This window comes from Robertmurraya sp. FSL W8-0741, from assembly GCF_038004005.1.
GTDB classification, from domain to species: domain Bacteria; phylum Bacillota; class Bacilli; order Bacillales; family Cytobacillaceae; genus Robertmurraya; species Robertmurraya siralis.
In genome coordinates this window covers 1,528,622-1,546,807 of record NZ_JBBOQG010000001.1, presented here as the reverse complement: position 1 = coordinate 1,546,807, position 18,186 = coordinate 1,528,622, and the positions used below count along the sequence as shown (strand labels likewise).

At 40.2% G+C, this 18,186-nt stretch carries 14 protein-coding genes; 2 read left to right on the top strand and 12 right to left on the bottom strand.

Annotated elements, in window-relative coordinates:
• Nucleotides 1-255: 255 nt before the first annotated feature.
• From NST02_RS07485 to NST02_RS07465, 5 genes are all read right to left on the bottom strand, one after another.
• A complete protein-coding gene (locus NST02_RS07485; RefSeq protein WP_095312648.1) occupies nt 256-1,728 on the bottom strand; it encodes an o-succinylbenzoate--CoA ligase in 1,473 nt (490 codons plus the stop codon).
• Between the two features lie 76 nt (nt 1,729-1,804).
• Nucleotides 1,805-2,623 carry a 1,4-dihydroxy-2-naphthoyl-CoA synthase gene (menB, locus tag NST02_RS07480; RefSeq protein ID WP_095312641.1) on the bottom strand — a complete coding sequence of 273 codons (819 nt, stop codon included), beginning with the start codon at nt 2,621-2,623 and terminating at the stop codon, nt 1,805-1,807.
• A gap of 78 nt (nt 2,624-2,701) precedes the next feature.
• Nucleotides 2,702-3,517, bottom strand: a complete 816-nt coding sequence (gene menH / locus NST02_RS07475; RefSeq protein WP_095312612.1) for a 2-succinyl-6-hydroxy-2,4-cyclohexadiene-1-carboxylate synthase — start codon at nt 3,515-3,517, stop codon at nt 2,702-2,704.
• Nucleotides 3,514-5,268, bottom strand: coding sequence for a 2-succinyl-5-enolpyruvyl-6-hydroxy-3-cyclohexene-1-carboxylic-acid synthase (gene menD, locus NST02_RS07470; RefSeq protein ID WP_095312609.1), 1,755 nt, complete (start codon nt 5,266-5,268; stop codon nt 3,514-3,516). The genes menH and menD overlap by 4 nt, the downstream gene beginning before the upstream one ends.
• The gene (locus NST02_RS07465; protein ID WP_235879572.1) at nt 5,261-6,673 is read right to left on the bottom strand and encodes an isochorismate synthase; all 1,413 of its coding nucleotides are present in this window, start codon (nt 6,671-6,673) and stop codon (nt 5,261-5,263) included. The genes menD and NST02_RS07465 overlap by 8 nt, the downstream gene beginning before the upstream one ends.
• A 565-nt stretch (nt 6,674-7,238) precedes the next feature.
• Here NST02_RS07465 and NST02_RS07460 point away from each other — a divergent pair.
• Nucleotides 7,239-8,174 (top strand): 1,4-dihydroxy-2-naphthoate polyprenyltransferase, encoded by a 936-nt coding sequence (locus tag NST02_RS07460; RefSeq protein ID WP_095312606.1) that lies wholly within the window; start codon nt 7,239-7,241, stop codon nt 8,172-8,174.
• A 518-nt stretch (nt 8,175-8,692) separates the two neighbouring features.
• Nucleotides 8,693-12,961 (top strand): S8 family serine peptidase, encoded by a 4,269-nt coding sequence (locus tag NST02_RS07455; protein WP_142946953.1) that lies wholly within the window; start codon nt 8,693-8,695, stop codon nt 12,959-12,961.
• Between the two features lie 65 nt (nt 12,962-13,026).
• Here NST02_RS07455 and NST02_RS07450 read toward each other — a convergent pair whose 3' ends face one another.
• The 7 genes from NST02_RS07450 to NST02_RS07420 form a co-directional block, all read right to left on the bottom strand.
• Complete coding sequence (locus NST02_RS07450) at nt 13,027-13,455, bottom strand: DUF1801 domain-containing protein (protein ID WP_095312600.1); 429 nt, start codon at nt 13,453-13,455, stop codon at nt 13,027-13,029.
• A 327-nt stretch (nt 13,456-13,782) separates the two neighbouring features.
• Complete coding sequence (locus NST02_RS07445) at nt 13,783-14,412, bottom strand: bifunctional 2-keto-4-hydroxyglutarate aldolase/2-keto-3-deoxy-6-phosphogluconate aldolase (RefSeq protein WP_095312597.1); 630 nt, start codon at nt 14,410-14,412, stop codon at nt 13,783-13,785.
• 19 nt (nt 14,413-14,431) lie between these two features.
• Nucleotides 14,432-15,355 carry a phosphoglycerate dehydrogenase gene (locus NST02_RS07440; RefSeq protein WP_095312594.1) on the bottom strand — a complete coding sequence of 308 codons (924 nt, stop codon included), beginning with the start codon at nt 15,353-15,355 and terminating at the stop codon, nt 14,432-14,434.
• 16 nt (nt 15,356-15,371) lie between these two features.
• Nucleotides 15,372-16,055 (bottom strand): HAD family hydrolase, encoded by a 684-nt coding sequence (locus NST02_RS07435; RefSeq protein WP_095312592.1) that lies wholly within the window; start codon nt 16,053-16,055, stop codon nt 15,372-15,374.
• A gap of 44 nt (nt 16,056-16,099) precedes the next feature.
• Nucleotides 16,100-17,101: a D-isomer specific 2-hydroxyacid dehydrogenase family protein gene (locus NST02_RS07430; RefSeq protein ID WP_095312589.1), complete on the bottom strand. Its 1,002-nt coding sequence runs from the start codon at nt 17,099-17,101 to the stop codon at nt 16,100-16,102.
• Between the two features lie 90 nt (nt 17,102-17,191).
• Nucleotides 17,192-17,686 (bottom strand): PTS system mannose/fructose/N-acetylgalactosamine-transporter subunit IIB, encoded by a 495-nt coding sequence (locus NST02_RS07425; RefSeq protein ID WP_095312587.1) that lies wholly within the window; start codon nt 17,684-17,686, stop codon nt 17,192-17,194.
• 27 nt (nt 17,687-17,713) lie between these two features.
• Nucleotides 17,714-18,127, bottom strand: coding sequence for a PTS sugar transporter subunit IIA (locus NST02_RS07420; RefSeq protein WP_095312584.1), 414 nt, complete (start codon nt 18,125-18,127; stop codon nt 17,714-17,716).
• Nucleotides 18,128-18,186 lie beyond the last annotated feature (59 nt).

Sequence of the window (18,186 nt, the reverse complement as noted above, 5' to 3'; positions counted from 1 at the left end):
GAGAAAGGTGAATTTGAGTACCCTCAAATTCACCTTTCTCATTATTTGAAGCTAGTTATGTCCCAGCTCCATAACGATTTGGATTTCGGACAAATATGGACTTTTACTTGCCCTAACACCGCTTTGACGGCGGTAAATCACAGCTTGAGAATGTCAGATTTCCCTTTAGATGAAAAGGCCACAAAAATACAAGTGCATACAAACGAGGCACTATCTCCGCTTGCATTGAAGAATGGAAATTTTCCGAGCCATTCTTTATAACATTTCTCTTAAAACTCTTCTCAGCAATTTTCTTGAGGCATTTCGCGGAATTTGCTCAACAAAATATACTTTTTTAGGCAATTTATAGTTAGCAAGCTTCCCTTTGCAATATTCCTTTACCTCTTCTTCAGTCAAATCTGCTTTCGTCAAGACAAAAGCCACCGGTACTTGACCCCATTTCGGATCAGCAACACCAATCACACCTGCATCCTCTATTTGTGGATGAGATGTAATAACCCCTTCTATTTCCGCAGGATAGATATTTTCCCCACCAGAAATAATAAGATCGGAGCGGCGATCCTGCACGAAAAGAAAGCCGTCCTTATCCAAATAACCGATATCACCCGTTTTAAACCAACCATCTAGAAAATATTTCTCATGCTCGTGTTCACGATGCAAGTATCCCTTTGTGACATTAGGACCTTTGACGATTATTTCGCCAGATTGATAAGCACCTGCCTCACTGCCATCTGCAGCAATTATTTTCAATTGTGACGGAAACAGCGGTTTTCCAGCAGAACCTAATTTCTCAATGCTGTACTCCGGAGCCAGTGTGACAATTTGAGAAGAAGTTTCGGTCATACCATACGTTTGATAGATGGGAATATTGCGTTCAACACATTGTTCAAGCACTGAGAGCGGAGCAGGTCCACCTCCTAAAAGCATGCACCGAAACGTTGTGGGCAGTTTTTCCTCCCCTAAGGAATCAAGTAATCTTATCATCATCGTCGTAACGACAGACATAATCGTTACCTTCTCATCCTTAATCACTTTTATTACTTTATCCGGTTGAAAGGTGTCATGAAGAACGAGTTTCATCCCATAGATCAGACTTCTCATTAAGATCGAATAGCCGCTAATATGAAATAAAGGAACCGCACAAAGCCAACTATCCTCCTCATGAATACCTAAATTAAGAGCAGAGCCCGTCGCACTCCACCAATGATTGCCATAAGTTTGCAAGACGCCCTTTGGGTTTCCTGTTGTACCAGAGGTATACATAACTGTACATACCGCTTGCAATTCAATTTCTTCCAAAATGACCGGCTCTTCAAACGGGACGGCATCGATTGTCTCTTTCCAAACAAGCGTCAGTCTATCTAGTTGACTCGAAACCACGCTAATTTTTTCAACAAAGTCTCTTTCTGTGATAAGGAGACCAGTCTTTGAGTCACTGAGCTGCCACAAAAGTTCTTCCGCTGTTAAGCGATTATTTAAAAGAACAGCAACCCCGCCTATTAATTGTAAGGAAACAAGGACTACTGCCGTATCAAGATGGTTCTTCAAAAGACAAGCGACATAATCCCCTTTTTTCACTCCAAGTTTTTGTAAATATCCGGCCTTCCGATAAGACAGTTCGTACAACTGTTTATACGTGTAGTTTTGTCCTTCAAATCGAATCGCTACACGATTCGGCGTCAAAGAGGCTCTTTTTATAATCAGATTCGGTATCATTTGATTGTTCATCTTCTATCACCGCAATTGATAAAAAGTAAACAGCCTGATGACTTCATCAAGCTGTTTCAAAAAAACTTTTCTCGAATCAAGGGAAACGAGGAAATTGACCGAAATCAGGTTTGCGCTTTTCTTTAAAGGAGTCACGGCCTTCCTTCGCTTCGTCCGTTGTGTAATAAAGAAGTGTAGCATCTCCAGCAAACTGTTGCAGACCGGCAAGTCCATCCGTGTCAGCATTCATCGCTGCTTTTAAGAAACGAAGAGCCGTTGGGCTTTTCTCTAGAATTTCTTCACACCATTTAATTGTTTCTTCTTCCACTTGCTCAAGTGGTACAACCGTATTAACAAGGCCCATGTCTAATGCTTCCTGAGCATTGTATTGACGGCATAAATACCAAATTTCGCGTGCCTTTTTATGACCGACAATTCGTGCCAAATAACCGGATCCATACCCAGCATCAAAGCTGCCAACATTCGGCCCTGTTTGACCAAACACGGCATTATCTGCAGCAATGGTCAAGTCACAAACAACATGTAATACATGTCCGCCGCCAATCGCATAGCCCTTAACCATCGCAATTACTGGTTTAGGAATAACACGAATTAAACGTTGTAAATCAAGAACGTTAAGACGAGGAATTTGGTCGTCTCCGACATACCCCCCATGGCCGCGTACCTTTTGGTCCCCACCTGAACAGAACGCCTTATCTCCTGCTCCTGTTAAGACAATCACCCCGACATTTGAATCATCACGAGCATAAGCAAACGCATCAATTAATTCCGATACTGTTTTTGGTGTAAACGCATTATGTACGTGTGGACGATTAATCGTAATTTTCGCGATTCCATTGTATGTTTCATATATGATCTCATCATACTGACGTCCTGCAACCCACTCTACTGACATACAGCAACCTCCGTCATATAAATTTTGTGCTCTGTTCATTTTTGCTTCAGAGCCATGATTTTTAATTTAGGGTGTTTTTCAACTTCCCGTGTTCGACAAATACCCTTCTACTATTGTACCAAATTTTTCAGCATTCTCCACATGAATTGTATGTCCACAGTCTGAAACCGTTATCCATTCAGCATGATTGACGATATTTTGCATCTTTTTTGCAATTTGACAAAATTTCTGATCCAATGCTCCGGTAATGAGCAGCATATCGACTTTAAGCTCAGAAAGCTCCTGCCACCATGATGGCTGTGAACCAATACCCATGCCTTTTAAACTATTAACTAAACCTTGAGTCGAATTGCGCAACCGCTGTTCTCTTATTTGCTTCTGACTCTCATTTGGAAGACGTTTCTGACTCGCAAACAAAGGAATGTTCTCCCAATAATCAACAAAATCAGCCACTCCTTTTTCTTCAATGAAGGCGGCAAGTTTTTTGTCCTGTTCGATTCTTTGTTTTCGTTCAATATCAGACTCCAATCCTGGAGAGGCACTCTCCAGTACCAATTTTCTAACCTTGGTTGGGTATTTAGCTGCAAAGGATAGCGCAAGCCTTCCCCCCATTGAATACCCGACAAAATCAGCTTTTTGAATTTTTAATTTCTCCATTAACAGGAATAAATCATCAACTACTGACAGCATATGATACCGTTCTAGTTCTTCAGGAGAGTCGGATTTGCCATGGCCAATAATGTCGACCATAAATAATTTCGACTGTTTTCCCCATCGCTCTAAAAACGGAGTCCAATTTGAGCTATCACCAGTAAAACCATGAAGAAGAATGACTGGGAATCCATTACCATATGATTCGACATTATAGCGAACGCCGTCTATTACATGTCTCATAACAAGTCACCTTTCAAAAAACGACTTATTTCCCGGGAAACAAAATTCCACAAATCTCGATGTTCTGTTAAATTTGTGTCACGATTTGTCGTCATTTCCATTACTGATAATCCATTATTTTGCATATTTCGCAAGAAAGAGGAAGTAAAATGTTCCCAATCCGAAACAAGCTCATATGAGCCATTGTACATATGAATAACATGTTTGAAATCTAAATCTAATGGAGTTCCAAACAAGCGCTCAAAATTTTTACGGTGATTGGCTTGAGGTAGGAAAGAAAAAATCCCGCCGCCATTATTATTAATCACAATAATTTTCATATTGAGATTATAAAGTTTCGCTGCCATCAACCCATTTAAGTCATGAAAAAAGGTCAAGTCTCCAACAACAAGATATAGTGGGTCAAGAACCGTTGATGCCCCCAAAGCCGTTGAGACCGTCCCATCAATTCCGTTCGCCCCACGATTGGCCATAATTTTAATTGATTTTTTATTAAAATGGAAGAATGAATCTAAATCACGAATTGGCATGCTATTCCCAACAAATAATGTTGCTCCCTCAGGAAGGACTTCTGAAAGCTGATGAAAAAGCTTTGCCTCACTTAACTGAGGAAGCTCTCTAATTCTTAAAAGGTTTTCCTTTGTAAAAACGTTTATCTCTCGCCATTTTAAGAGAAATGTACTTGAATTCTTCTTCCCAACATAATCAGCGATATCATCACAAAAAGCAGATTCACTGCAGTAAATCATTGAAGTTGACAATAAGGAGGGATCTCTATAACCCGATCCGCTATCAATCACCCATTGTTCTGCGTCCTTATTCTCGTTCAAAAATATCGTTAATGCTTTGGAAACAGGCATCGCCCCAAAACGAATAATAATGTCAGGCTTGAGGGCTTTTTTTGCATCCTCGTTTCTTAAAAATGTATCGTATGTATCGATAATATTTATTCCATCATGCTGTCCACTTCGCAATTGTGAAAGCGGATCAGCAATGATTGGAAATTGCAACTGGTCAGCAAAGCGAGTAACCGCTTCAATAAATCGCTTCTCTTCAAGAGAACCACAAACAATGATTCCCTTTTCGTATTTCTTTAACTTCTCACCAAAATGTTCTATGAGTTCCCTTTGCATAGTTGGAATCCCTTGATGAATCGTCACATATCCTTCACCGCGCTTTTCAAGGTGGAAAAGATTTTCCTGTTGTAGGTTCGGCACTAACGGTTCCCTGAATGGAAAATTTAAATGCACCGGACCCGCTGGAGCTAAAGTAGCCGTTGCCGCTGCCCGTGCGCACACGCTTCGAACATAGCTTTGCATTTCCTCTGTCTTTTCTGGGATTGCCATCTCCACAAACCATTTCACGTGCTTGCCATACAAATGGATCTGATCAATGGCTTGCGGTGCCCCAACATCTCTTAGCTCATGAGGACGATCCGCCGTTAAAATGACTAATGGTACACGTGAATAATATGCTTCCACAACTGCAGGGTAGTAGTTTGCAGCAGCTGTTCCAGAGGTGCACAATAACCCTACCGCTTTGCCTGATGCTTTCGCAATCCCAAGGGCAAAGAATGCTGCTGAACGTTCATCTACATTGATATGAACCTGAAGCTCAGGATGCTCAGCCATTACCATTGCCATAGGCGTGGAGCGAGAACCGGGGCTAACAACAACATCTGTTACACCTGCTTGCACCAATTCCGCGACAAAAGCGGCTATATATGATGTTAATGCTTCTTGATTACTCATTTTCTAAACCTCCAAGAGCGGAAAGCATCGGCCGAAACTTAATGTTTGTTTCAGCATATTCACTTTCGGCATCTGAATCCTCAACAATTCCACAACCTGCAAATAGGGAGGCTTCGCTTCCTTGTATAAGGGCAGAACGAAGCGCAACAGCAAATTCACCATTTCCTTGATAATCGAGCCATCCAATCGGAGCACCATAAAAGCCGCGATCCAACGCCTCAATCTTTCTTATTTTTTCCACCGCTTCTCTCTGAGGCAAGCCCCCTAATGCTGGAGTCGGATGCAGCGAATCAACCACCTGCAATAATGTGCTATCCTCTAACGCCTCTCCAACGATGGGTGTATATAAATGTTGAATATCTCTCATTTTTAAAAGAGTCGGCTTTGTAGGAAGTTCAATCTGTTGACATACTTTTTCCATAGCTGCTTTAATCATTTCTACCACATAATGATGCTCAATTAAATTCTTCTCATCGCTTAGCAATGTTTCACCTAAGTGCTCATCCTCTTCTTTCGTCTTCCCCCTTGCAATTGACCCCGCCAAACAAGTAGAAAATAACTGGCCATTATCTTTTTTGACCAATCTTTCAGGAGAAGCACCGATAAAGCAATCACCGTTTGATTCTAATGCAAAAGTAAAACTTGCTCTTTGTTCTTTTAACAGACGTGGAAGAACGAAATCAGCCGCTACTTTATCTTTAAAGAATAATCGTAGTTCTCTTGCAAGGACGACCTTTTTTAGTTGTCCAGCCTTCAAATCCGCAACTAGTTTTTGGACTGAATCCTTCCATTCATCAGGATTGACAACCTCCTCTTTCTTTAAAATCTGTGCCATTTCCAACGCTGCTGAGGAACTAGCAAATGAAAGAATAGTTTGTCTATCACTAAAGACTTTTTTCCAAACTGTCATATCATCATACTGCGTACATACAACATTCGTCGTTAAATATGTCTCTCCGTCTACTAACGTTAATAAAAATTGCGGAAGGTGAAATAAAGAATGGCTATATTGAGACCATAATGAGGTTTTCTCCTTCAGCGGATCGAAAGAAAACCCCCCAAACGCTAACGGACCTGTCCCTCTTTTGCCATCACCATTAAAAACAATCGCTTCCTTTATAAGGTCATCCCACTCTTTTTCCACTGCTTCGAAGCGGTCGGATAATTGCTCATTTTGAATTTGCTTGCAAATTCCCAAACCAATTAAATACGTTTGTTCTTCCGGATCCTTCCAAAAAAAACGTTCACCATAAAATTTGTCTTTTCCAGCAGAAAAAAAAGACAGCGGTTCTATATGTTCGACTTTCTGAACTTCACTTACTAATATGGGGGCCAAACTTTTTTTGGCTTTCTTAATCGCTTGTTCAATCCCTTTTTTTAGTTCCGTTTCAAGTATCGTAACCAAAAAATCCCCTCCAATAAAAAGGCTCTTTATGTACTGTTGCATTCCTATAAGATCATAAAATGAATCATAACAATATGAAATTGCTTTCATAAAAACTGTGTTTAACGACATCCTTGCTTAATTATATCGTTCTAGCTCATTTTTACTGCATCGAAAAAAGCGGGGGTATTCTCACAAAGTGTGAAAATAAGCGGCATCGTCTAACATAGCTTTCATAAAAATAATAACAGTCTTTCCCTGCTTTATCTAGAATACAAACTTATTTTAAAATACACCTCTACCTATTGAAATGTCAATGACAGCAGTCACTTTCTCCCGACTATTTACCTTATTATATTATTGACTTGCTTTTACTATATAATCATAGTATTCACTACTGGTAATTTCGTCCTATAATAACTGTAAAAAGACATTGACACCCTTCCCCTGATTGCCTAAACTTGAATTTGGATGTTATCCAACTTGAAATTGATGTAAGTATTACTAATAATACTTTTATACGATTGTTCAGTCCAATTACGATTCTTTGATTTTTTTAGATGCATGAAAAAGGAGAGGGAGAGACATGCAAACAGAGACAAAGATAAGTTACCCACCTGTGTCTCCAAACAAAAGCTGGAGGGTTTGGTGGAAGCTGACTAGGCCCCATACGTTGACAGCTGCATTCGTTCCCGTTTTACTAGGAACGGCTTTGGCAATCCATGAAACAACGATTCATATGGGATTATTTCTGGCGATGCTTGTAGCCAGCTTACTCATTCAAGCTGCCACAAACATGTTTAATGAGTACTACGATTATAAAAGAGGGCTAGATACAGAAGAATCCGTCGGTATAGGCGGTACCATCGTTCGTGATGGAGTCAAGCCGAAAACAATTATGCAAATTGCATTAAGCCTTTACGGAATCTCTATTTTAATTGGCATCTATATATGCATGAATACATCATGGTGGCTAGCTGCCATTGGATTATTTTGTATGATTATTGGCTACCTTTATACAGGGGGACCACTGCCAATTGCCTATACGCCATTTGGTGAAATTTTCGCCGGCTTCTTTATGGGAATGGGAATTATTTTAATTAGTTTTTATATCCAGGTTGGCACGGTCACAACAGCAAGTGTCTTAATTTCAGTGCCAATTTTTATCCTTGTTGGGGCCATCCTATTAGCCAACAATATCCGGGACCTAGACGGCGACAAAGAATTCGGTCGAAAAACACTTGCGATTTTATTAGGAAGGAAACATGCAATCTTTTTATTAGCTGCCATGTTTACCGTCTCCTACGCTTGGATCTTCGCATTAATGATGATCGGCCATTCTTCCGTGTGGTTAGCTCTCGTCGTTTTAAGTGTTCCAAAAGCTGTAAAAGCAACAAAAGGATTTATCGGTAAAACTTTACCGATTCAGATGATGCCCGCAATGCAATCCACAGCACAAACGAACACGATCTTTGGGTTTCTATTAACCATTGGACTATTCATTGATTATTTCATCAATTAATAGACAAGGATTTGAGAGGTGTGATTAGACACCTCTCTTTTTTGTCCCCTTTCTCGCTTCCACCATAATCGACAGATTCTCTCATCGAAATTTGACAGGTTACTAAACATTTGTAAAAACAAGGAATAAATTACTACTATTTTATTTTTATTACATATTTTAGTAATTTCATATAGTTCATTCTTTTCATTTTTTGTAAAACTCTTTATATGACTGTAACGTTACATCCAATTTACAGGGGAATTACAGACAAAGGAACTAAAAACGACAGGGAATAAATTACTGATAACCGAAAGGAAGACATTACCAATCTACCGTTTTTGAATTTTCTGACATTTAATCGCTATAATTCGACAGGATTTCTCCTTCTCAGCCTATATAGTAATTTGTAACATTCATGATTTGACATTATGCAAACAAAGTGGAAAGGAGGATCGTACATCTCGCTACACAAAAGCAATTATTCGAGAGGAGGAGCTAGGTTGAAGAGATATTTAAGTATTCTACTCACATTTCTAATGCTTGTGTCTTTAGTAATACCAAGTACAGGTTTCGCTGAAACAAAGGAAGTTAGTCGAGCATTAAAGAACAGTAATCAAATCGCTCAATCGAAAATAAGCACGCACCTCATTGAAGAATTTACAAAGAACAAAGGGAAAATAACATTTTTAGTAAAATTCAAAGAAAAAGCAGATGTACAAAAAGTTGCTAAAAACGCAGCTAGCACGGCAAAAAAGAATGGATTATCATCAACAAACATTGAATATGCACAACGATCAGCTGTTGTTTCCGAACTTAAATATACTGCATTAACCACACAAGATAATGTGAAGCAATTCCTCGATAAACAATTAGAAGAAGGCGCTGTCAGTAACTATGAATCGTTTTATATCGTCAATGCCATTGCCGTTACTGGAACAAAAGAAGTCGCTGAAAAAATTGCTCATTTTCAAGAAGTTGAAAAATTACTTCCCAACGAAGAAAGAAAATTGATTGAAGCGACCGTTGATAAAAAAGCTGAACCTGTTCAATCCAAGGTTCAAAATATCGAATGGAACGTCGAGAGAGTCGGCGCACCTGATGTTTGGAACCTTGGAATCGACGGATCTGGAATCGTTGTCGGCGCAATCGATACAGGTTCACAATGGGACCATCCAGCATTAAAGGAAAAATATAGAGGGTACAATGCCGCCACAGGTGAAGTAGACCACACGTATAGCTTCTTTGATGCGGTAAACGGACGGGCTGCTGCATACGATGATCATGGTCACGGTACTCATGTTACCGGTACGATGGTCGGAAGCGAGCCAAATGGGGCAAATCAAATTGGGGTTGCTCCAGGAGCAAAGTTTATTCATGCTAAAGCCTTAAACGCTGCTGGAGGTGGGACAGATGCTCAGCTTATCGCAGCTGGTCAATGGATGCTAGCTCCTGGTGGAGATATCACGAAAGCTCCAGATGTTGTCAATAACTCTTGGGGTGGTGGTAGAGGATTAGATGAATGGTATCGCGATATTGTAAGAGCATGGCGGGCTGCTGACATCTTCCCAGAATTCTCTGCAGGAAATACAACATTAACGAATCCAGGAGGCCCGGGATCTGTTGCAGTACCTGCTAACTACCCTGAATCATTTGCTACTGGGGCAACTGATTCAAACAATAATTTAGCAAGCTTTTCATTACGAGGCCCTTCTCCATACAATGAAATCAAACCGGAAATTTCAGCTCCTGGTGTCAACATACGTTCATCTGTACCAGGAAGTGGCTATGAAGGAGGATGGAATGGAACATCGATGGCTGGTCCGGCTGTTGCCGGCGTTGTCGCCTTATTATTACAGGCAAATTCCAGTTTATCTGTTGATGAACTTGAAGAATTGCTACTCGATACAGCAACACCTCTAACCAATAGCCAGTATCCAGAGTCCCCGAATAATGGATTTGGCCATGGTCTAGTCAATGCTTTTGATGCAGTTTCATCGATAATTGAGGGATTAGGGACGATTGAAGGCTCTGTAACGATGGAAGGAGAAGATACAGAGGCACCTGTCTTTGAACATACTCCTTCCGAGGAAGTTTACTCAAAAATGGATTTAGACCTAACCGTTTTGGCAAGTGACAATATTAGTGTTACTTCTGTCACTGTTGATTATGTTAATTCAGAAGGAAAGGAAGGCTCAGTTCAAGCTAAAAGAACATCCGGTGACTTCCGGTCCGGTTCCTTTGTTGCCACTATTCCAGGAGAAGATGTGGTAGAAGGAACACTCAGCTATACGGTAACAGTGAACGATTTTGGAAATAATTCTGTAACCAGTGAACAATACGAAACAAATGTCATAGGTGGAATCACTATCGGATATTCAACAGATTTTGAATCAGAGCCCGCTGGTTGGACTAGTTATGGAGAAAACAATTCTTGGGCTCGTGGCATCCCTACTTCCGGTCCTGGTGGAGCAGTTTCAGGTGAATACGTATATGCCACTAATCCTGAAGGAACCTATAACAACAATGAAAATTCAACATTGCTGATGCCGCCGATTGATTTACCTGAAGGCAATGCCTATCTGCAGTTCGAGCATTGGTACAACATTGAGAACAATTGGGACTTCGCACACGTCTTTATCTCAACTGATATGCAACAATGGACACAAGCGCTACGTCTAACGAATATTCAAAACGCATGGTCCCCAGTTGAAATAGATTTATCCCAATATGCTGGTGATAGAGTCTACGTTGCCTTTAATCTAGATACAGACAGCAGTGTAGTCAGAGATGGCTGGTATATTGATGATGTAGCCTTATCCAATACATCCATCAATATAAAGAAGCCTGCTGGCAGCATTACAATACCAAAAGAAACAGCGAAGGATACAACAAAAGGAAAAAATGCTGAAAAGGTGGACCCAAATAAAATTCGTCCAAATCTATCTAAAAACGATCAAGTAGAATTAATTGAAAAGGAACTTTCAAATCTGCCTGTTAGTGCAAGAGTATCTGTATTAGAAAATGGCAGATCTGTAGGAACAAACCCAGCAGATGGGAGCTTTTCTTTCATTCATCCAGCCGGTAATTTTACATTGGTTGCTGAATCATATGGTTTCCGTTCAGAAGAACAAGCTGTAACCGTTGAAGCCGATCGAGTTTCAACTGCTAATTTTGTGCTTGAGGAACTGCCAAAAGCAACAATTAGCGGAACCATTACAAGTGCCAATTCTGGAGAAGCAGTCGAAGGTGCAACCCTCTTACTTGTGGAGGATGCCAATATAACGCCAGTACAAACAGATGCTGACGGAAACTATAGCTTAACTGCTTATGAAGGCACGTATACGTTAAAAGTTGCTGCACGAGGATTTATTGGAACAGAATTAGAAGTGAGCTTTGATGAAAATAAAGAGGTAAATATCGAACTTGAGCCTCTATTCACTTATCCTGGCGGAGAAATTGGCTACGATGATGGCACTCCAGAAAATGCTCGTGCCTATTACGATGCGGGGAATAAATGGGGTGTCCGCATGTCCCTGCCAGAAGGTAAAGAAGAGGCGATTGTAACAGATGGTGTTTTCCAATTCCATGGAACGGATTGGCCATCTCCTGGAGCTACTGAGTTTGCCGTTGAAGTTTGGGATGCTACAGGTCCCGACGGCCTACCTGGCAAGAAATTAGCAGGTCCTGTTGAAGCAGAAGCGATTCGCGATTTAAACCAATGGACTATTGTAGATCTTCGTGACGAAAATATCCAGGTTTCGGGTGATTTCTACATGGTATACGTCCAAACTGGAGCGAATCCCAATACTCCTGGCCTGGCTACCGATGAAAACGGACCAAACGCAGGGAGAAGTTTCCAATCAGTTGCTGGCACTTGGTCCCCATCCCCTTCTAGTGAAGGAAATTATATGATTCGCGCTCGAGTGGATTATGAGGTTCAAGCTGTTCAAATCACCTCCCCTTCCAATGGCTACATGACAAATGAACCAGCGATCGAAGTCGAAGGGAAAGCATCACCTACAACAACCATTTCTTTGCTGAATAACGGTGAGGAAGTTGAAGAAGTAACAGTTGGAGAAGATGGTACATTTAAAATTCCAGTTACTTTAAGCGAAGGTGAAAATGAACTACAAGCAGTCAATTATTTAAATGGAGAACGAGCAAATGAATCTGAAACTGTCACCGTCATTCTCGATACAGAAGCACCTCAACTAACGATCACAAGCCCAACAAACGGGGAAAAGATCAATCGCGAAACCGTTACAGTTGAAGGCGAAGTAGTCGACTCCCATTTAGATTATGTCGAAGTAAATGGGCAAAAAGCTACTGTTACTGACGGCCGTTACGCAAAACGAATTTTATTAGAGGAAGGCTCGAACAATATCGAAGTGAAGGCCGTCGACTTAGCAGGAAATTCTGAATCTAAATCAATTACTGTTGAAGTCGATTATAGCGCACCAACGATTGCGAACTTAACTCCTACAAAGGATCGGGATGTCTCAGTTGGTCAGACAGTCGTCATTGAGTTTGATAGCGAACCGAATTTAAAAGCAAGGTTCTCCATCTTAATGCCATTGACCGATATTGGTGATGTCCAAAATGCAACCGAATTGCCGATGATGGAAACGGACGATGGACATTATGTTGGCTATTGGACGGTTCCAAATAATATCGAGGGCAAGGGAGCTGTAATCGAAGTGAATGTCACAGACAGCTTTGGCAATATAACTCGCGCTAAAGCGAAAGGAAAATTAAATATCGTCAAAAAAGGAAATAGCAACGGAAGCGTAAATGGGAAAAATTAATTCTTGATGCTCGATCGAATTTGGAGAGGTCTTTCAGCGATGAAAGACTTCTCCTTATTTCATTTCTATTCAGCTGTAGAAGGATACAATTCTCTCAAAAATTCAACTGATGCGGCAATTAACTCCTTTAGAACCTCCTCATCAATATCTGCCACTTTATTAATATAAACACACGCCTTGCCTGTCGTGTGTTTTCCAAATCTCTTAAGTAACTCATCTCTTTTTGACTCGCCCGGCGCAAAATATAAACTAATTTTCGCTTTACGTGGAGAAAAGCCCACCAAGGGAGCATCACCTTCATGCCCGGAAGCATATTTATAATGATACTTGCCAAATCCAATCATACTTGGTCCCCACATTTTCGCTTTATAACCTGTTACATCTGAAAAAATATCCAGTAATCGATATGCGTCCTCTCTTTTTTTCGGACTCTCCACATTTTCAATAAACTCTAGAACACTTTGATTATTTTCTTTTGTTTTTAGTTCATACATCGTCTGAGCGCTCCTTAAAGTATGACTTGTACTTTCCATTCTATTCTATTTTATGAAAGGAAGGCAATTTTAATATTGCCACTTTAATTAAATAACAAGCGTTGTTTCGGACTATAACAATAAAGGATTATAATTGCTAAAAATGAGGAGAAGATTCAATGGTAATATTGTTTATTATTAGTGAATGAGCATAATAATCCGATTTTCAAGGCAAAAAAAGCTGATATCAAAAAGTCCTTTTGGTACTGCACCCCAGAGGTTAGATTATTAACTCTAACTTCTGGGGTGCAGTACCTTTTAACAACCTTTTGACACAGCTTCTTTTCCCTATTTCACAATCGCAACAAATTTTTCTGCTTCTCTCGTTACTGCCTCGTAATCTCCTATGCTCGCCCCTTTTGTTAAGCTTGAGCCTGTTCCGATTGCATAAGAACCACTTTTGATCCATTCATTTGCATTTTCTACCGTGACACCGCCGCTAGGCATGAAGTTCCCATGTGGAAGCGGTCCCTTAAAATCTTTAATGATACTTGGTCCGAAAGCTCCTCCTGGAAAGACCTTAATGACATCTGCTCCCAGTTCCAATGCCGATAATGCTTCCGTCGGAGTCATCACACCCGGCATTACAGTAACTCGGTATCGATGACACATCGTAATGACTTCAGGTGAAAGATTTGGACCAACAATAAATTTAGCTCCTGCTAAAATGGCAAGGCGTGCTGTTTCAGAGTCTAACACTGTTCCGGCACCAACAATGACATCCTCTCCAGCGTACTTTTCCGATAATTTTTTGATAAGCTCCAACGCCCCTGGAACGGTCATCGTTAACTCTAAAAATTTAATGCCTCCTTGGTAAATAGCTTCACTGATAAGGAATCCTTGTTCTTCATTTGGCGCACGAATGACTGCGATAACTTTTTCCTCTTTCATCTTTGCCAAAACTTCAATTTTATCCATGAATGTTCATCCCTTATGTTTATTTAAAATTGGCTAGAATATTTTCTACTGCCATTAAGCTCATTTTATTAACCGCATCCACACTTGAAGCGGCCGCATGCGCTCCTAAAATTATATTTTCCAATTCAAGCAGTTCTATTTTTTCAGGTGGTTCCTTCTTGAAAACATCAAGTCCAGCTCCCCAAATTCGCTTATTTTTTAAAGCATCATAAAGCGCGTCTTCATCAATAAGTTCTCCGCGAGCTGTGTTGATCAGCACAGCCGTTTCCTTCATCATGCTAAATTCCTTCTCACTGAGTAAATCAGTTGTTTCCCGTGTTGCAGGCAAATGCAGGGTAATAAAATCGCTCTCTTTAAGAAGCGTTTCAAATTCAACATAGGTTGCATCGTACTCTTGTGCAAATTCATCGTCTGGATAAACATCGTAAGCAAGAATTTTCATCTCAAAGCCACACGCTCTTTTAATGACACCCCTTCCAATCGCACCTGTACCGATGACACCAAGTGTTTTTCCGTGTACACCGATACTTGCTTTTTTGCCCCAATTCAATGCACGGCATGATTTATCTATTTCCACTACTCTTCTCGCAATCGCTAACATAAGGGCGAACGTAAAATCTGCAACTGAATCAGAATTTGCATTGCGGGTAACGGTTACTGGAATGTTATGCCCCTTGCAAAACTCAATGTCAATATTATCTGTACCTACGCCGTACTTTGAAATCACTTTTAAGTTTTTGGCGCACGAAAGCACCTCCCCATTCAAAGGATCAATACCAACAATAACTGCATCGACATCAGCGATTTCCTTTTTCATTTCCTCTTCGGTCAAAATCCTTCCATATGGATTTTCGACAACTTCATAACCATTCGCAATTAAAATCCTTTTCGCTTCATCACTGTGCTTTCCAAATGAGCGTGGAGTGATTAATACTTTAGGCATCCGTTCCCCTCCTCTCTCAATTTGTTTTTGAAGAACATGATGTTAAACGGAAGTACTTTTCGACAGCAGCTAACGTTTCAAACGTTTTCGGTGAGAATCTGTCGATCACTTCCGATTCCTTTACAAAATCCGGTACAAAAAATGCTTGGACTCCTGCCTTATAAGCTGCCTCGATTCCCGCAGGTGAATCCTCAAGTACGATGGCGGCCTTCGGATTCACTTTTGCCCGAGTGCAAACTTCGAGAAATATATCCGGACTTGGTTTACCTCGTGCCACTTCCTCTCCAGAAACATATAAATCAATAAATGGGAGTGTATGCGAAATCGTTAGAAATCTATTGATTACCTCAACCGAACTGGATGATGCTACCGCAATCTTTATACCTTTGGATCTCAAAAATTGAAGCAACTCGTCCAACCCTTCTTTTTTAAAGCGAGGCCCTTTAATAAACGAATGTTCTAATTCATACTTTTGAAAACGCATATATGCTCGCCATTCCTGCACAGGTTGATCTGGATAATACTCAGCCATTTTACGAATAATATCTTGATTAGTAATCCCAATAAACTGCTCAAATAGCGCTCTTTCAAATGGGAAGCCATAATAGTGAGAGGTCATCTGCCACGCTTCATAGGCCAATTTTTCCGTATCAAACATTAAGCCATCCATATCAAAAATAACTAAAGATGGAAGTTCCAAGCTGATTCTCCTTTCGTTTGAATAGATGTTTACTCAGTACTTTCCTATGATAAATTACCTCGAAACAATTCAGTATTTACCACGTTATCCGGCTGCTCTTTTTGAATGACCCTTTCAACATCAGAAACTACTTTCTCACCCATTCCTCTCAAACATTCCATTGTATATGCCGAAGTGTGGGGCGTTACAAGAACATTGTCATATTTAAAAAATGGATGAGTATTATCAACTGGTTCCCCTTCTAAAACGTCTGTTGCCAGTCCAGCGATTTTACCGCTCTCCAACGCACGCAACACAGCATCCTGCTCCCATAATTCTCCACGTGCTGTATTAGTGATGTATACGCCTTTTTTCATTAAGGCAAACTCTCGATCAGAGAGAAGATGATAGCTTTTCTGATCAACATATGCATTTAATGAAATAATATCGGACTGAATTAATAACTCCTCTAATGCAACAGCTTCCGCTCCCTTTTGCTCTAACTGCTCTATTGTTTGATAAGGATCGTAAGCAAGTAATCTAGCATTAAATCCATATTTAAAAATCTCACCAACCCGACTTCCTATATTTCCTAATCCTATAATACCAACCGTTTTATCAGTGATTTGCCGTCCGACAAACTGAGCCCGCTCAACCCACCGTCCTTCTTTTGCTGCTGTCGCGGCTGAAACCGTCTTCCTTACCACTGCCAACAAGTTCGTAACGGCATTTTCAGCTACTGCATCTCTTTCTACTAAAGCGGACACAACTGTCACAATTGTACCCTTTTCTGTCGCTGCTTTAATGTCTATATTGTTATAACCAATGCCATGCCGTGAAATAATCCACGTTTCGTCTTTATGCTCAAAAAATTCTCTCGTAAAAAAAGGAGTGACACTAGAAATAATGATATTAAAGCCATGTAATTTTTCAGCTAATTCTTTCCCCGGAATATCTATATGAAAGGTAAATCTTTCAACTTCCCCAAGTGTTTTAAGACGCTCTAGTTGCCCAGGGCACTTTTCTCCAAAACTACTTGAATTGACAATTGCAATTTTATTTCCCATTGCTTTTATCCCTTTCTACTTCTATCAAACTGAAGAAATATCTTATTTTGTAGAGCAAGGCACTAACTAAGGTGAATTTGAATTTCATCGTTATTTTTTAATCGCTTTTAATCCTTCAGCTAAAGAAACTCTTTTACTATCTGGTACAGTTTGAAAAAAAACTTCAATCCCTCTATCATCTAGACTCTTTAAACATTCAACATCATCATTCGTTAAAGCGACGGTTGGGATCACAAATTGGGCATCTCCTTTTTTAGAAACTCCCCCTATATTAAGCCTAGTAACGGGAAGCCCGCTTTCAACAGCTTCTTTCACACTGGCAATATGTTTAAATAATAGAACAACGCTGTCATTTCCAAATTGATCACGATTCCATTTCTCCACAACCTCTTTATTGCTGTATACTTGAATCTTCAGCCCAGATGACGAATTCGTATTAATATAAATATCTTTCATAAATTCATCTGCTGCTGTTTCATCATCAATAACATAAAGCGCATTCGTACCCAAACCTTTTGACCATTTTGTCATGACTTGTCCATGAATTAAGCGCTCGTCAACCCTTACCAAGTTAATTTTCCCCATACAGACCTCCCTTTCGACACTAAAAATTTACTTCTTTATAAAGTTCCGATTCAAATGATAGATTCCAGCAACACTTGTCCCTCTCACCGTTTCGATTAATTTTGTTGTATCTTCTTCTGATTGAAACAAAGTCAATAATTCAATTAACATGGGCATATTGACTCCAGTTAATATATGCAACTCAAACTTGCTCAGCAGAGATAACGATACATTTGACGGACTTCCCCCCAACAAATCGACAAGGATGACTGTTTCTAATCCCTTTTTTTCATTCTCCACTACAATCTTACTAGCTTCTTCACGCAAATCATCTACTGATGCACTTGGTTTAAGAGCTAATGCACATAAATTTTCCTGCGGTCCCATAATCATTTCCGCACTTTTTATGAGCTCCTTGCCGAACTCCCCATGCGTAATCACTAAAATCGCACGCTTTGCCATATTCCCGCTCCTTTATTCTGTAGGAAACTTAACAAAAGTAAGTCGCCCACGTCAGATCA

Coding starts and splice junctions, on each gene's coding strand:
- NST02_RS07485 (WP_095312648.1), bottom strand. CDS start 1,728: ATGAACAATCAAATGATACCGAATCTGATTATAAAAAGAGCCTCTTTG.
- menB (WP_095312641.1), bottom strand. CDS start 2,623: ATGTCAGTAGAGTGGGTTGCAGGACGTCAGTATGATGAGATCATATAT.
- menH (WP_095312612.1), bottom strand. CDS start 3,517: ATGAGACATGTAATAGACGGCGTTCGCTATAATGTCGAATCATATGGT.
- menD (WP_095312609.1), bottom strand. CDS start 5,268: ATGAGTAATCAAGAAGCATTAACATCATATATAGCCGCTTTTGTCGCG.
- NST02_RS07460 (WP_095312606.1), top strand. CDS start 7,239: ATGCAAACAGAGACAAAGATAAGTTACCCACCTGTGTCTCCAAACAAA.
- NST02_RS07455 (WP_142946953.1), top strand. CDS start 8,693: ATGCTTGTGTCTTTAGTAATACCAAGTACAGGTTTCGCTGAAACAAAG.
- NST02_RS07450 (WP_095312600.1), bottom strand. CDS start 13,455: ATGTATGAACTAAAAACAAAAGAAAATAATCAAAGTGTTCTAGAGTTT.
- NST02_RS07445 (WP_095312597.1), bottom strand. CDS start 14,412: ATGGATAAAATTGAAGTTTTGGCAAAGATGAAAGAGGAAAAAGTTATC.
- NST02_RS07440 (WP_095312594.1), bottom strand. CDS start 15,355: ATGCCTAAAGTATTAATCACTCCACGCTCATTTGGAAAGCACAGTGAT.
- NST02_RS07430 (WP_095312589.1), bottom strand. CDS start 17,101: ATGGGAAATAAAATTGCAATTGTCAATTCAAGTAGTTTTGGAGAAAAG.
- NST02_RS07425 (WP_095312587.1), bottom strand. CDS start 17,686: ATGGGGAAAATTAACTTGGTAAGGGTTGACGAGCGCTTAATTCATGGA.
- NST02_RS07420 (WP_095312584.1), bottom strand. CDS start 18,127: ATGGCAAAGCGTGCGATTTTAGTGATTACGCATGGGGAGTTCGGCAAG.